This is a genomic window from Flavobacterium sp. ZT3R18 (assembly GCF_007097385.1).
Taxonomy (GTDB): Bacteria; Bacteroidota; Bacteroidia; order Flavobacteriales; family Flavobacteriaceae; genus Flavobacterium.
Map to the genome: position 1 here is coordinate 13,842 of NZ_VJZS01000021.1, position 15,704 is coordinate 29,545.

Annotated in this window: 11 protein-coding genes; 10 read left to right on the forward strand and 1 reads right to left on the reverse strand. The window is 35.7% G+C overall.

Translation table 11 applies throughout. The features are described from left to right. Positions 1-91: 91 nt before the first annotated feature. The 10 genes from FNW52_RS17050 to FNW52_RS17095 all read left to right on the forward strand — a co-directional run bounded on the left by FNW52_RS17050 (position 92) and on the right by FNW52_RS17095 (position 14,290). Positions 92-2,464: a type IA DNA topoisomerase gene (locus tag FNW52_RS17050; RefSeq protein ID WP_143378689.1), complete on the forward strand. Its 2,373-nt coding sequence runs from the start codon at positions 92-94 to the stop codon at positions 2,462-2,464. Between the two features lie 271 nt (positions 2,465-2,735). Continuing rightward, positions 2,736-3,215: a DUF6265 family protein gene (locus tag FNW52_RS17055; RefSeq protein ID WP_143378690.1), complete on the forward strand. Its 480-nt coding sequence runs from the start codon at positions 2,736-2,738 to the stop codon at positions 3,213-3,215. Between the two features lie 390 nt (positions 3,216-3,605). After that, complete coding sequence (locus FNW52_RS17060; protein ID WP_143378691.1) at positions 3,606-5,975, forward strand: TonB-dependent siderophore receptor; 2,370 nt, start codon at positions 3,606-3,608, stop codon at positions 5,973-5,975. Positions 5,976-6,084: 109 nt separating this feature from the next. Beyond that, on the forward strand, positions 6,085-6,426 hold the full coding sequence (locus FNW52_RS17065; RefSeq protein WP_143378692.1) for a hypothetical protein: 342 nt from the start codon (positions 6,085-6,087) through the stop codon (positions 6,424-6,426). A 9-nt stretch (positions 6,427-6,435) separates the two neighbouring features. Then, on the forward strand, positions 6,436-6,726 hold the full coding sequence (locus FNW52_RS17070) for a hypothetical protein (protein WP_143378693.1): 291 nt from the start codon (positions 6,436-6,438) through the stop codon (positions 6,724-6,726). 141 nt (positions 6,727-6,867) lie between these two features. Next, positions 6,868-8,415 carry a PepSY domain-containing protein gene (locus FNW52_RS17075; protein ID WP_143378694.1) on the forward strand — a complete coding sequence of 516 codons (1,548 nt, stop codon included), beginning with the start codon at positions 6,868-6,870 and terminating at the stop codon, positions 8,413-8,415. A gap of 283 nt (positions 8,416-8,698) precedes the next feature. Continuing rightward, positions 8,699-10,219, forward strand: a complete 1,521-nt coding sequence (locus FNW52_RS17080; RefSeq protein ID WP_143378695.1) for an ankyrin repeat domain-containing protein — start codon at positions 8,699-8,701, stop codon at positions 10,217-10,219. Between the two features lie 149 nt (positions 10,220-10,368). Beyond that, positions 10,369-10,851 (forward strand): DUF2271 domain-containing protein, encoded by a 483-nt coding sequence (locus tag FNW52_RS17085; protein WP_143378696.1) that lies wholly within the window; start codon positions 10,369-10,371, stop codon positions 10,849-10,851. A gap of 160 nt (positions 10,852-11,011) precedes the next feature. After that, the gene (locus FNW52_RS17090; RefSeq protein ID WP_143378697.1) at positions 11,012-13,210 is read left to right on the forward strand and encodes a PepSY domain-containing protein; all 2,199 of its coding nucleotides are present in this window, start codon (positions 11,012-11,014) and stop codon (positions 13,208-13,210) included. 78 nt (positions 13,211-13,288) lie between these two features. Continuing rightward, complete coding sequence (locus FNW52_RS17095; protein WP_143378698.1) at positions 13,289-14,290, forward strand: FAD:protein FMN transferase; 1,002 nt, start codon at positions 13,289-13,291, stop codon at positions 14,288-14,290. Between the two features lie 375 nt (positions 14,291-14,665). Here the strand turns inward: FNW52_RS17095 and FNW52_RS17100 are convergent, their stop codons facing one another. Continuing rightward, positions 14,666-15,661, reverse strand: coding sequence for an AraC family transcriptional regulator (locus tag FNW52_RS17100; RefSeq protein ID WP_143378699.1), 996 nt, complete (start codon positions 15,659-15,661; stop codon positions 14,666-14,668). Positions 15,662-15,704: the final 43 nt, after the last annotated feature.

The window sequence follows — 15,704 nt, forward strand, 5'->3', positions numbered from 1 at the left end:
CACTTACCTAGCCCGTTCATAACTCTATAAAATTTCTCTTTAATACCAATTTCTAAATTCCTAATTTGCGGCCTCAAAATAGAAGGAGAAAATGAAGGTCTGTATTGCCGAAAAACCAAGTGTAGCACGCGAAATCGCATCCGTTTTGGGAGCCAATACCAAACACGACGGGTATTACGAAGGCAATGGCTACATCGTAACCTACACCTTTGGGCATTTATGCACTTTAAAAGAGCCAAACGATTACAAACCCTACTGGAAAAGTTGGGATTTGAATAACCTACCCATGCTTCCTGAAAAATTTGAAACCAAAGTGGTGCCAAATTCGGGTATTCAAAAGCAATTCAGAATCGTAAAAAGTCTATTTGACAAAGCCGAGTTGGTCATCAACTGCGGGGATGCTGGACAAGAAGGAGAACTCATTCAGCGCTGGGTCATGAATGAAGCCCAATATAAAGGTGAGGTACAACGTTTATGGATTTCATCCTTAACCACCGAAGCCATCAAAGAAGGTTTTGAAAACCTAAAACCATCCGCCAACTACGATAATTTATACTATGCTGGTTTTTCTAGAGCCATTGGCGACTGGTTACTCGGTATGAATGCCACCCGTTTGTACACCGTAAAACATGGCGGGTACAAACAAGTATTGTCTATTGGTCGCGTGCAAACCCCTACACTGGCTATGGTGGTGGATCGATTCGCAGCTATTGAAAATTTCAAACCTCAACCCTATTGGGAATTGCAAACCTTATACAGAGAGACACTTTTCAGCTATGAAGAAGGACGCTTTTTGAAAAAGGAAGATGGCGAAATTTTGGCCTATAAAGTCAAAGAAAGTGATTTTGAAATTGTTTCTGTCGAAAAAAAGAACGGCAATGAGTTTGCACCCAAGCTGTTTGATTTAACCGGCTTACAAGTGTATTGCAATACAAAGTTTGGGTTCTCAGCAGATGAAACCCTTAAAATTGTTCAGACTTTGTACGAACAAAAAGTAGTCACGTATCCGAGAGTTGATACCACGTTTTTACCAAACGATATCTATCCAAAAGTAGCCGGTATTCTTCAAAACTTAACCAATTATGCTTTATTAACGCAGCCACTTTTAGGAAAGAAAATTAAAAAATCTCCTAAAGTTTTCAATGATAAAAAAGTAACTGATCACCATGCGATTATTCCAACGGGAGTGCAATCTAATTTGCAATACAATCAGCAACAAGTGTATGATATTATTACACGCCGTTTTATTGCGGTATTTTATGACGATTGTTTGGTAGCCAATACCACTGTGATTGGAAAAGCAGCCGATGTACTATTTAAAACTACTGGAAAAGAAATTTTGAAAAAAGGATTTCGAATCGTTTTTGATGCTTCGACTGCGCTCAGCAACCATTCTTCGACTCAGACCAACGACCATTCTTCGACTCAGACCAACAACCATACTTCGACTACGATCAGCAACCGAGAAAAGGAAGCCGATATTTTACCGAGTTTTGTTGTAGGCGAAAAAGGCCCACACGAACCCACGTTTTTAGAAAAAGAAACCAAGCCACCCAATCAGTTTACGGAAGCAACTTTATTGCGCGCTATGGAAACCGCTGGTAAACAGGTAGATGATGAAGATTTACGCGAATTGATGAAAGAAAACGGTATAGGACGTCCATCAACGCGAGCCAATATTATTGAAACGCTGTTTAAACGTCAATACATCGTTCGAAACAAAAAACAAGTATTGCCTACGCCAACAGGCATTCAGCTGATTGACACCATTCAAAATGAATTAATAAAGTCGGCAGAACTTACGGGTTCATGGGAAAAGCAGCTGAAAGATATTGAGAAAGGAACCTTTACCGCTGCTGCGTTTATTAACAATATGAAACGCATGGTAGAAGCCTTGGTGTATGAAGTACGAAGCGAAACTACTAGAGCCAATATTTCGCATGCAGGAAGCGTTCAAAAACAAGTAGCTACCGTTGAGAAAAAGAAAGTAGCAGGAATTTTGGCTGAGGTCTGTCCGAAATGCAAAAAAACTACGCTTATAAAAGGAAAATCCGCTTATGGATGTGGCGATTATAAAGTGGGTTGTACTTTTGTATTGCCCTATACTTTTTTGGAGAAAAAAATATCAGAGAACCAATACTTGCGATTGCTTCAAAAAGGATCTACCGTAAATTTAAAAGACTTTAAAACCGATGCTGGTTCTGTAGAAGGTTTGCTACGCTTTGATGAAAATTTTAAACTCAAATTAGAACCGAAGAAAATAGCTGTGAAAGCAATACCGGATGCATTAGACTGTCCGAAATGTCAAAAAGGAACAGTTCTAAAAGGAAAAACCGCTTATGGTTGTAGCGACTATAAATCGGGTTGCGATTTTAAAGTAACTTTTGATGTGGTTAGAGAAAAACTAAAAGATCAAAAACCCACTAAAGAACTGGTTCATTCTATTTTGAAAGACAGTATTTAAGAACGATAGTTATTGAGCAAAGCTTTAAGTTAAGAATTTCTTGCTACGCTTTTTCTAAATCTAGATCTCGCAAAGGCGCAAAGACGCAAAGTTTAGAACCGCTTTGTTTGCGTCTTCTCGCCTTTGCGAGAAATAAAAACTTAGTGACATTGAACTATCGGGAGTGGCGAAAAATTATAAAAACGTTTACTCTGATTCCGAAACTAAAAAAGGACACTATTCTATTTTTTTATAATTTAGCGTTTCAAAATAACACCAAATATTTACACCAATGTTTCAAAAAACAACTCTCATACTGCTTTTGTTAGCAATTGTTTCCTGTAAAAACTCCGAAACTAACGAAAAAGAAAAAATAAAAAAAATCAATTGGCTACTCGGGAAATGGGAGAATAAAACAGATGGAGGCATCCTTTCTGAGAATTGGAAACGCCTTAACGATAGCACTTTTCAAGCTGAATCCTTTTTTATCAAAGACAAAGACACTTTGCATTTTGAATCCATAACATTGCAGCAAAATGGAGAAGAATTATTCTATAACGCCACTGTAAAAGGGCAAAACGATGACAAATCTGTTTCTTTTAATTTGACTTCTGAAACGGAGAAAAAATTGGTTTTTGAAAATCCTAAACACGATTATCCTCAAAAAATCACTTATTCTCTAATTAACAAAGACAGTTTGGTAGCCGAAATCTCAGGAATCCAACTCGGAAAACCAAGTTCCGAAAAATTCGGAATGAAGAAATCTGAATGAAAAACGTAGCTCTTCAGTCAGTTTTCAGTCGCAGTTTTCAGTTCAAAAAGTGGATCAATTTTAAAATACTTTTAAAATTGATCCACTTTTTTTATATTTTAAAAAAAACTGAATTACAATGTCAGCGCCTAACTCTGAAAATACGCCTAAAAACAAAAAAACAAACTCATAATAAATACTAAAAAACTTACTTTAAAACCTTTCAAAGCAACCTTGCTCATCATCAGCAAGGTTTTTTTATGCCTTAAAATATTAAAAATCATTCCTTTAAAATTTTTATTTGTAATTAATCTAAATAAGGATAGTTAAACAAAGTTTAATCTTTACTTTTGTGTTATTCTTATTTATTCTAAATAACAACAACGACATTAAAATCTTTAAACATTATACATGAAATATTTGAATCTACGTTTACCCTACTTTTCAATACTTGCATTTCTATTTATACTTTTCACAGCAACCTCTTTTGCCCAAGATACAGGAGGCATAAAAGGAACAGTTCAAACCAGTGACAACAAACCTGCAGAGGGTGTTTCTGTGACTCTAAAAGGATTAAACAAGACAACCATTGCTGATAATAATGGTGTATTTACAATTAAAAACGTAGCCGACGGGAGCTTCACTCTAGTTGTAACTTTAGTTGGTTATAATGATGTAGTGCAAAACGTAACAGTAACAGCTGGCGAAACAGCAACGGTAAACATCAACCTCTCCTTATCGAATAACGAATTGAATCAAGTGGTGGTTTTAAGTAATAAAAGTGCTTTCAAAACCAACCGTGTTTCGTCTTCCCTTCGATTGCAATCCCCTATTATCGAAATTCCACAAAACATTCAAATCGTAACAGGAAAACTAATTCAAGACCAACAAATTAATAATATGCTTGAAGGTGTTACCCGTAACGTGAGTGGGGCTACACGTGTAGAGCATTGGGATAATTATGCTAATATTACCATGAGAGGTAGCCAAGTTGCTGCTTTTAGAAATGGTATGAACGTGAGTACCTCTTGGGGTCCATTGACGGAAGACATGAGTATGGTAGAACGCATAGAATTTGTAAAAGGTCCTGCTGGTTTTATGCTAGCCAACGGAAATCCTAGTGGTTTTTATAATGTGGTTACAAAAAAACCAAGTGGAAGAAACAAAGGAGAGGCAAGTTTGTCTTTGGGTAGTTTTGGTATGTATAGAGGCACAGTTGATTTTGATGGTAAATTGACTAAAAACGGAAAACTTTTGTACCGTTTCAATGCAATGGGAGAAAAGAAAGATAGTTACCGTGATTTTGACTTTAATGACCGTTATACTTTTGCACCTGTATTAAAATATTTAGTTACAGACAAAACTTCAGTAACGCTAGAATATACACAACAATTTTCTAAAGTAAATGCAATTGGTAGTAACTACGTTTATGCCAAAAATGGTTACGAAGAGCTATCTAGAAGTTTTACTACATCAGAGAAAGAATTAGACCCTACAAGAATGCTAGAAAGAAATCTTCTGGGTATTGTAGAACACAAAATAAATGACAAATGGAAACTTACTGCCCAAGGTTCTTATTTGAATTATAAGCAAGAAGGAATGTCATTATGGCCAAGCGGTTTTGATGATACAAACGCTGCAATCCTTAAAAGAGCTGGTAATAACTGGGATATTTTAGGAAAAATATATGTAGGACAAGCTTATGTAAATGGACAATTTCAAACAGGAGTTGTTCCGCATAAAATATTATCAGGAATAGACATGAGTGATAAGACCTATTATCATGACTGGTCACAATCTTTTGTTTTGCCCGATTTGGATATTTATAATCCAGTGCATGGTATTCCTGCATCGCCTACTTTTGACAGAAGTAAAGACATCAAAGACAGAGGTGTAAAATATCAAAATAATTATAAAGGTTTTTATGCACAGGACGAATTAGGATTCCTTGATAATTCTCTGCGCTTAACATTGGCAGGAAGATACACTATTCTAAAAGCTGGAGATGTATATTCTGGTAGTTCAAAAAATGAAAAATTCACTCCGCGTATTGGATTGAGTTATTCTATTAACAAAAACACAACTGCTTATTTTGTACGAGATGAATCTTTTACAGAAAATTACGGAAGCGATTGGCTAGGAAAAAGTTTTAGTCCTCAAACTGGAACGAACCTAGAGTTAGGTTTCAAAAGAGACTGGATGAACGGAAAATGGAATTCTACGATTGCTGCCTATCAAATTACCACAAACAATGTTCTTACCTTAGATGCTGAACATTCTACACCAGCTAAACAATTTAGCAGAGAAAGTGGTCAACAAAAGGTAAAAGGTTTTGAAGTTGACATTAGAGGAGAAATCTTCAAAAACTTTGATGTTGTTGCCAACTATGCTTTTACAGAAGGAAAAACAACAAAAGATACTGACCCAAACATGGTTGGAAATCAAATTGCAGGAACTACAAGACATATCCTAAATACTTGGTTAAACTACAAAGTAGATAATGGATTACTGAACGGATTTGGTGTTTCATTAGGATATCAATATCAGATAAAAAGAGCTCCTTGGTACATTTCGCCAGATAACACTGGTACACTACCTGATTATTTCCGTGTAGATGGCGGTTTGTCTTATCAAATAAAAAAAGTATCAGTAAATCTTATAGTTAATAATATTCTCAACAAATATTTGTATTCTGGAGGATATTACAGCTATTCAAAAATGTACTACTGGCAAGCAGAAGCAGGAACCAACCTACGCCTATCTGTTGCCTACAAATTCTAGATCATGGTAAGTTGTTAGGTTTTGTTTAGTTGTAACTCCTCATTTCGGTGGGGAGTTTTTAAATCTTTTAAATCAAGCCAAAACAAATACATTCAATAAAAACTATATTATGATAACAATTTCAAGTACCCTTCTTTTTTTAGCATTCTACACTTTATATTACAGCTCCCAACGAGTTCCGCTGTCGTATAATCTTGGTTTTGAAAAATGGATGCAAAATAAACCAAATCCAACTAAAACAATTGGACTCTCATTATTACTACTGGCTTATTTTTCGTGGATATACACTACTGCTTTAGGAGCTGGAACGCTGCTTTTTTTTATAGCATTGATGACAATTGGCAGTTTGACCGTTATCTTAAAACCTTTAAAAATAATACCTCCCGAAACTATTATCGCTCTTTTTACGATAATGGGGATTTTAGAAATGTACTACTCTTTATTATTTTAGCCTCAAAATATGCCAGCAAATCCTAAACATCTAACCCAATCCAAGCCACAACGTTTTCTAAAAATAACAGCTGCAATACTGGGCGGATACCTCGTTGCGGTAAGCTTTCATTTGGCTCTTGCTACTTGGTTTGACCGTGCTACTATAATTATATCAATGACTTTTACGGGTTTTATCCTTTGGGTAGCCTTGATGGTTATTGCTTTTTTGGCAAAAAATGGTTGGAAAATCTGGGCTGTTTACCTACTTCTTACTTTATCTTTTTCCCTTACTATTTTTCTAGGTCAATCCTATAATTAGACGTTAATTTTATGAAATCGCCATGACAAAACTTGTCGCAATTGAAAATCATCGAATACAAAAACAGATATTAACCGATGAGATAAACACCAATGAAGATCTAGCGATACCATATTCCAGCAAAAACAATATTAACTACATATGAATAACAGGAACTATAACATCTATTTTCACACCCATACTGTTAGCGGTATTGTAATAAGCGTGGTACTTTTTGTCATTTTCTTTGCTGGATCTTTCTCTTTTTTCAAAGATGAAATCAGCAGTTGGGAACGAAATGAATCTTTTGCAAGTACGAAAAAAATTTCACTCAATATTGACAGCGCTTTAAACTCCATTGCTAAGAAACACAACTTGCACGGACGCAACGTTTCTATTTCGCAATCCAGTGCCGAAAGAAGGGTCAGTGTATCTCTCGAAGAATCAAAAGATAAATTGGCTACTAAAAAAGACAAGGAAAGTCAGTTTTTTTATTTAGATACAAAAACCTTCAAAACAGCGACCTATGATGAATCCTATTCGCTGGGAGAATTCTTGTATCGCCTCCATTTTTTAGCTCAAATCCCTTATCCTGTTGGGTATTATCTATCTGGATTTGTGGCTTTATTTTTTTTATTTGCTATAGTAACCGGTGTTTTATTGCATTGGCAAAAAATAGTATCCAACTTTTATCTCTTTAGACCCAAAGAAAAACTCAAAACCATGTGGACTGATGCGCATACTTCATTGGGTATTTTGGGGTTGCCTTTTCAATTTGTATATGCGGTTACAGGAGCCTTTTTTATGATTAAATTGCTAATTGTAGCACCCGTTGTGGTCGCTTTGTACAAAGGAGATCAGGATAAATTATACAAAGAATTAGAATACAGCACTACTCCTTATGAGTATAAAAACACAACCCTAAAACCACCTTATCACATTGACAAACTGGTGGCCGAAGCTAAAAATAAATGGAACGATTTTGATATTACCGAAGTTGAAATTCAAAATTATGGCGATGCCAATATGCATCTTATCGTTGAAGGACAATTAGCCGATAATCAAAAATTTACTGGAATAGGTAAATTGGTTTACAAAGTAGCTACTAGAAAAATTATTTCGCAAAAAGATCCTTATGCACAAACTACTTATTTGGATGGTGTAAAAAACGTGCTATACCGAATCCATTTTGGTAATTACGGCGGTTATGCTTTAAAACTAATTAGTTTTGCTATGGGAATAATTACTTGTTTTGTGATCATTTCTGGCGTTATGATTTGGTTGGTTGCCAGAGACAAAAAGAATATGCCTGAAAACAAAAGACGTTTCAATCGCAGAGTGGTTCGGATCTATATAGCCATAAGTTTAAGTATGTACCCCATAACGGCTTTGACTTTTATAGCCTGTAAACTATTTTATCCGCTCAATCAATCTGGCATTTACACGGTTTATTTTGTGGGTTGGCTGCTCTTGACCGTATTTTTTATTCTGAAAAGGAACGATGCTTTTACCAATAAATACTGCTTATTGTCTGGTAGTATTTTAGGTTTTTTGGTTCCAATTACCAACGGAATAGTTACAGGAAATTGGTTTTGGAATTCTTTTACTCACAATAAATTTCAGCTGTTTTTTGTAGATATTTTTTGGATTCTCTTGGCGTCCATTTCACTTTATGCGGGATTGAAACAAAAAAATAGTACCGCAAAGTAACGAACGCCTCAAAGAAAAGTATGATTTTGAGTTAAACCATTCCGCATATTATAAATCTAAACAGCTTTATTCTAAAATAAACAGCATTAAAATTCATTCACAAATAGTAAAAATCTGAATCATAAAAACATCTCTTTAAAAGTTAATAATAATTGCTATTATCTTATTTATTTTTACATTTGCACTATTTTTATTTATTCTAAATAATTCTGAATTAAGAAGCCCTTAAAAATTTAAAAAAGCTCTAAACGGACCATAATACAACCTTTATATAAAATCCTTTATGAAAAAGAATCTTTTTATTTCTTTTGCCCTAGTCGCCACTTTATTGGTTAATGCGCAGCAAAAAAACACACTTTTGGAGCAGTCTTTTTGGAAAACAGCCCCAGATGTAGCTGCGGTTCAAGTTGAAATTGCAAAAGGAAACAGCCCCTCAGCATCGACCGCAAATGCTTTTGATCCCGTTGTTTTGGCAATTAATAATGAAGCACCCGCAGCAACGATAAAATTTTTATTAGAGCAACCCGGAAATGAAGTGAATAAATCGACTCACGACAACCGTATTTATTTACACTGGGCTGCTGGAAAAGGGAATCTAGAAATCGTAGAATACCTTATAGCCAAAGGGTCGGATGTTAATCTAGAAGACAGTCACAGTACATTTCCTGTTACAGCTGCGGCAAGTAACGGTGTAAGCAATACAGCAGTGTATGAAGCCTTTTTTAAAGCGGGAGTCGATCCTAAGAAAAAATACAAAGACGGGACAAACCTGCTGCTTATGGCGATACCTTTCGATAAAAACTTAACAATTTCTAATTATTTTGCAACAAAGGGATTATCACTAAAAGATGTCGATTCCGATGGAAATACCGCTTTTAATTATGCTGCAAGAACGGGAAATATACCTTTCTTAAAAACGCTATTAGAAAAAGGAGTAAAATACACTGACAATGCGCTTATCATTGCCGCACAAGGTACTCGCAAAGAGCCAAATACTCTTGAAACCTACAAATACTTGGTTGAAGATTTAAAATTAAAACCAACTGTAACTAGCAAAGAAGGGCAAACGGTGCTTCATTTCCTTGCAACCAAACCCAATCAAACAGCCATTATTAACTACTTTTTAGCCAAAGGAGTAGAGCTAAACAAAGCCGATAACGAAGGAAATACTCCATTGATGGTTGCTGCTTCGGTTAGAGAAACCAACGGAGCATTAGAACAATTTTTACCTGTTGTAAAAAACAGCAATGTACTAAACGCAAAAGGAGAATCAGCCCTAACAATGGCAGTAAAATCAGGAACACCAACTGCTGTAGAACTTCTTTTGAACAAAGGTGCCGATGTTAAAATTACCAATAAGGACGGAAATAATTTAGGTTTCTATTTAATAGAATCGTACCGTCCACAAATGATGGGAATGGCACGACCAGCAGAAGGTGTAAATCCTCAAAAACAAGATCCTTTTGCCGTAAAAACAAAATTACTTCAAGACAGTGGATTAAATTTAGCTACTCCTCAAAAAGATGGAAACACGCTATATCATTTGGCTATAGCCAAAAATGATTTAGCTTTGCTGAAAAAAATAGCCGATTTAAACATCGATATCAACCTTAAAAACAAAGATGGTTTAACCGCTTTGCACAAAGCAGCCATGATTTCTAAAGATGATACTATCTTAAAATACCTAGTATCAATTGGGGCAAAAAAAGAAATCACAACCGAGTTTGACGAAAGTGCTTATGCCTTGGCAAAAGAGAATGAAACTTTAACAAAAAACAACGTATCTATAGAATTCCTAAAATAGCTTCGACAGGCTCAGCTACCGAGGGAATGATTTCGACAGGCTCAGCTACCGAGGGAATGATTTCGACAGGCTCAACTAACGAGTCGATGCATTCTACAGGCTCAGCTACCATTCGACAGTTTCCTAATAATTACAAAATAATTACATACATGAATTCAATACTAAAAATAGCTCTTGCAAGCGCATTCATCTGCCTACTCTCATTACAAACAACAGCACAAACCAGCAAATACAAATGCATGCTCCAAATGTCCAACTACATGGGCGAAGGGGCATATATTGTGGTTTCGCTTGTAAATGCCAAAGGTGAATACGACAAAACACTTTACGTAATGGGCGACGACAAAAAATGGTACAAAACCCTGAAAGAATGGCATAAATTTTATTCTAAAAAGCCTACGGACATCAGTGCAAAAACAGGAGCTTCGGTAACTGGTGGCGACCGTAGCATCACTACCTTAGAAATTGAAGATTCTAAAATTAACAAAGGCTACAAATTGCGCTTTGAAACAGCTGTTGAAGACAATAAATATTACACAGCCGATTTAGAAATACCCCTCACAACCGAAGGAATTGCTAACAAAGTAGAAGGTAAAAGTTATATTCGCTACGTAAGATTAAGCAAAATCTAAATATTGAAAGTACAAAGACTGATTCCACAGATTATCACAGATTATAGTTAAATTTCATAGGTTTTATAGCCTAGAATGACAAAAAAAAATCTGTGTAAATTTGTGGAATCTGTGTTAACAATTTTAAGCACACCAATAATTTTTAAAATAAATTACAGCAATGACTCTTTCTTTTTGGCGTTACACACACTTGGCTTTGGCAGTGTTTTCAGCTGCATTTTTAGCAGTAGCATCCGTAACAGGTATCCTACTTGCATTAGATGCTATTCAGGAAAAAACGCCATCCTACCGAGTAGAAAATTTCGAAAAAATAACCCTAGGAGAATCCTTGCCCATATTACGCAAAGCCTATCCTGAAATAACCGAATTAAGTGTTGACCACAATCAGTTTGTAACCCTGAAAGCCATTGACCTAGAAGACAATGATGTCAATGCTTACATTGACCCTAGAACTGCAAAAATAATAGGTACGCCCCTAAAAAAAAGTGAACTTATACAATGGGTTACAGCGTTTCATCGTTCTTTATTTCTTCACGAAACGGGGCGTTTTTTTGTTGGCATTATAGCCTTATTATTAGTGTTCATCTCTATTTCGGGTTTTGCGTTGGTTCTTAACAGGCAAAGGGGCTTGCGCAATTTCTTTTCTAAAGTCATCAAAGACTATTTTGCTCAATATTACCACGTAGTATTGGGTAGATTGGCCTTAATTCCCATTCTGATTATTGCACTTTCGGGAACTTATTTATCATTAGAAAGGTTTAACTTTTTCATAGAAAAAACAGATTCACAAGAAAAAACCGAAGTTGTGGCAACCACACCTATTTCAAAAAAAGGAGCAGATTCATCTTTCTTAAAAAACACACTACTGGCTGATGTTCAAAAAATTGAATTCCCTTTTTCGGATGATCCCGAAGAATTTTACATCATTAAATTAAAAGACCGAGAAATAGAAGTCAATCAAATTACAGGTGCTGTGGTAAGCGAAGTTCTTTTTCCGACGACAACAGCACTAACTAATTTGAGCCTTGATTTGCATACTGGTAGAGCAAGTATCATTTGGGCTGTACTACTGGCGTTTGCGTGTCTAAACATACTTTTTTTTATTTACTCTGGTTTTGCAATGACATTCAAACGAAGATCAAGTCGCATTAAAAACAAATACAAACCCGAAGAAAGTAAATTCATTTTACTGGTTGGATCAGAGAATGGAAGTTCGCTCAGATTTGCCAATGCTATCCACAAGCAATTGCTCGCCCACGGAGAAAAAGCACATCTCACGGAATTAAATAATTATGTAGTTTTTCCAAAAGCTGAACATCTCATTATTTTTACCTCAACCCACGGATTGGGAGATCCACCACATAATGCAAGTAAATTTATATCACTTGTTAACAAAACCGAACAACAGCAAAAAATCAATGTTTCGGTGGTAGGCTTTGGATCGAAAGCCTATCCTGATTTTTGTGGTTTTGCCCGTGAAATTGATGTTGTATTGACAAAACAAAATTGGACGGAACGCTTTTTGGAATTACAAACCGTAAATGATAAATCAGCCGAAGAATTTGTAGGTTGGGTAAAATTATGGAGTGCCAAAATAGGAATTCCCCTTTCGGCTACTCCATCGCTATACAATCATGTTCCAAAAGGCTTGCAAAAAATAATGGTACTGGATAAGACCGCCATTTCGGATAAAGAACATACTTTTTTACTCACGCTGCGGGCTAGTATGAGAACCACGTTTAATTCGGGCGACCTTTTGGCAATTTATCCCGCAAACGACACTAGAGAACGCCTATACTCTATAGGAAATCACAAGGGCAACATACAATTAGTGGTAAAACTGCACCCTTCTGGTTTAGGTTCAGGCTATTTATATAATGTTGAAGTTGGTTCAGTTATAAAAGCGCGAATCATCCAGAATGCCACTTTTCATTTTCCGAAAAAAGCAGCCAACGTAGCCTTAATTTCCAACGGAACCGGTATCGCTCCTTTTCTTGGAATGATCGAGCAAAATAAGAAAAAGACATCGATTCATTTGTATTGCGGCTTCCGAAACGCAACCGAAACTGTTTTAGGATATAAAAAATTCGCAGCAGCTAGTATCCAAAGACAGCAGCTACAAAGTTTTCATTTGGCTTTATCACGCGAAGCCGAACATTATCATGTGATGGATCTTATCAAACGAGATGCTGAATTTTTTACTGATTTACTGATCCAAGGAGGAGTTGTAATGATTTGCGGTTCACTTGCTATGCAAAAGGATGTAGAATCTGTCCTTGATATGCTCTGCCTTAGCAGAACCGTTATGGGCATTGCAGATTATAAAGCCAATGGACAAGTGTTTACGGATTGTTATTAATGTAAAAATCACTTGAATTATGTTATTTTGTCATTTCTCCTTCGTCAAAATGACACACTGATACTTTTAAATTCTAATATGATAACCAAACACCAATTTCTATTTCTTTTTTTAATTCTTTGCAACTTAACAAGCAATGGACAAACACTTCGAAAAAGAACCACCCTACTTATGGGAGGTCGATTTGACATTACTATTGTCGCCAAAGATTCGCTGGCAGCAGAACAAAACATAGATGCCATTATTGCCGAAATCACAAGAATCGAAAATTTAATATCCGACTGGAAATCGGACTCGCAGGTGTCCGAAGTGAACCAAAACGCAGGTATTCGTCCTGTGAAAGTGGATAGAGAAGTTTTTGAGTTGACTCAAAGAGCGATTCAGTTTTCTGAAGTAACGAATGGCGGTTTTGACATCAGCTTTGCGGCAATGGATAGAATCTGGAAGTTTGATGGGTCAATGACAGCCATGCCTTCGGCGGAAGCCATCAAAAAATCGGTTGAAAAAGTGGGCTATAAAAATATAATTTTAGACAGTGTTCAATCTACCATTTTTCTTAAACAAAAAGGAATGAAAATTGGATTTGGAGCTTTAGGCGAAGGATATGCAACCGATAAATGCCGGGATATGATGTTAGCCAAAGGGATCAAAGCTGGAATTATAAACGGATCAGGAGATATGAGCACTTGGGGAAAACAACCTAACGGAAAAGCTTGGAACATTGGTATTACCAATCCCTTTCATCCTGATACACTTTTGGCGGTTGTTCCATTACAACAAGATGCTGTAACCACCTCTGGAAGCTATGAAAAATTTGTTGTTTTTGATGGCAAACGTTATTCGCATATTATCAATCCAGCAACAGGTTATCCCGTAACAGGATTATGCAGTGTGACGGTTTTTGGATCTAATGCGGAGACTGCAAACGGCTTGAGTACCTCCTTAATGGTATTAGGCAAAACTGCAGGACTACTTTTGCTCGACAAATACCCTGATTATAGTTGCATCATGATTACGGACAATGGAAAAGTAGTAAAATCTAAAAACTTCCGAATTAAAAAGTTTAAAGCTAGTTTTTAGTTTTCAGTCGCAGTACTCAGTATTCAGTCTCAGTTTTCAGTCTCAGTTTTCAGCATTTTGTGGTAACATTGTGATTCTTTTTTCGTGAAATTTAAAACAAAAAAGCTTTTTTATACATCTTCCCAAAAACAAAACTATTCGTGTTAAAAATAAAATACTGCGACTGAAAACTGAGACTGAAAACTGAGACTGAAAACTGAGACTGAAAACTGAGACTGAAAACTGAGACTGAATACCGAGACTGAAAACTGCGACTGAAAACTGCGACTGAATACCGAGACTGAATACCGAGACTGAATACCGAGACTGAAAACTGAGACTGAATACTGAGACTGAATACTGAGACTGAAAACCGAGACTGAATACTGAAAAACCTCAACTCTCCTTTTTCAACTTACTAGGTAAATACCCAAAAGTCTTTTTGAAAGCCACTGTAAAATGTTGGGGGTTTTTATAACCCAACTCTTCCGAAACGGTACTAATAGAACAATCTTTTTCTACTATCAATTGTTTAGCATAATCCATTCGAACTTGAGTTAAACAATTGAAAACAGTGGTATTGAACACCATTTTGAAATACTTTTTTAGCTTAAAAGTGTTCAAACCTATCTGTCCAGCAATGCTTGCAAGACTATGCTTTTCTTTAAATTGTGTTCTTAAAATATGCTCTGCTTCTAAAATTTTAGAATAATCATAACTACTCAAATTCGTATGCAACTGAAGATTCTTTTCTTCATTAATGATAGCGAATAAGTACGAAAGCATTTCTACAACTTTAGATTCTAAAAAAGCTTTTTTTATAACACCCGAATAATTACAGCACTTAATATCTTCGATTATCTCATACAATTTTGGGGAAATAACTTTGCTAGTATCCCACATTTTATAGGCTTTTTTACCGTCAATTGCTTCAGACAATTGAGGAATCGCAATTGCAAAATTATGATGAAATAATTGTTGCAAATAATTTTCTGTAAAAGTAATTTCCAACGTTTTCCTTCTTTGGGTACGATAGTTTAAAGTTCCTTTTATAATTGGCAAGTAAAACAAATTGTAATGGCCTTGCGGAATATAAATTCCTATTTCATTCGGGTCATCAGGACAATATTCATTATCCCCTTCAATCTCAAAATGCATTTTTATAAACGAAAAATCGTGTTCAACTTCAATTGAATAAGAATCCTGTTCGATAGTCAAATCTCTAAGAACTAAATGAATCCCATTCAGTGCATAATCGGTAACAATACCTTTAATTCCTTTGTAATCACAATCTGTTTTTTCTTCAAACAAACATTCCTTATTAAACTGAATCGGATCATCCACAACTACAAGATTGTTCTTAAAAACCTTGCTTTTCATTACTGTTCTCATAAAATCCTTTTGGCGTTTATTTTAATACCGATTGCGTTGGTAC

Excerpts from the sequence above, each read along its gene's own strand:
- FNW52_RS17100 (WP_143378699.1), bottom strand. The coding sequence starts at position 15,661 with ATGAGAACAGTAATGAAAAGCAAGGTTTTTAAGAACAATCTTGTAGTT.
- FNW52_RS17055 (WP_143378690.1), top strand. The coding sequence starts at position 2,736 with ATGTTTCAAAAAACAACTCTCATACTGCTTTTGTTAGCAATTGTTTCC.
- FNW52_RS17060 (WP_143378691.1), top strand. The coding sequence starts at position 3,606 with ATGAAATATTTGAATCTACGTTTACCCTACTTTTCAATACTTGCATTT.
- FNW52_RS17085 (WP_143378696.1), top strand. The coding sequence starts at position 10,369 with ATGAATTCAATACTAAAAATAGCTCTTGCAAGCGCATTCATCTGCCTA.
- FNW52_RS17070 (WP_143378693.1), top strand. The coding sequence starts at position 6,436 with ATGCCAGCAAATCCTAAACATCTAACCCAATCCAAGCCACAACGTTTT.
- FNW52_RS17090 (WP_143378697.1), top strand. The coding sequence starts at position 11,012 with ATGACTCTTTCTTTTTGGCGTTACACACACTTGGCTTTGGCAGTGTTT.
- FNW52_RS17080 (WP_143378695.1), top strand. The coding sequence starts at position 8,699 with ATGAAAAAGAATCTTTTTATTTCTTTTGCCCTAGTCGCCACTTTATTG.
- FNW52_RS17075 (WP_143378694.1), top strand. The coding sequence starts at position 6,868 with ATGAATAACAGGAACTATAACATCTATTTTCACACCCATACTGTTAGC.
- FNW52_RS17095 (WP_143378698.1), top strand. The coding sequence starts at position 13,289 with ATGATAACCAAACACCAATTTCTATTTCTTTTTTTAATTCTTTGCAAC.
- FNW52_RS17065 (WP_143378692.1), top strand. The coding sequence starts at position 6,085 with ATGATAACAATTTCAAGTACCCTTCTTTTTTTAGCATTCTACACTTTA.
- FNW52_RS17050 (WP_143378689.1), top strand. The coding sequence starts at position 92 with ATGAAGGTCTGTATTGCCGAAAAACCAAGTGTAGCACGCGAAATCGCA.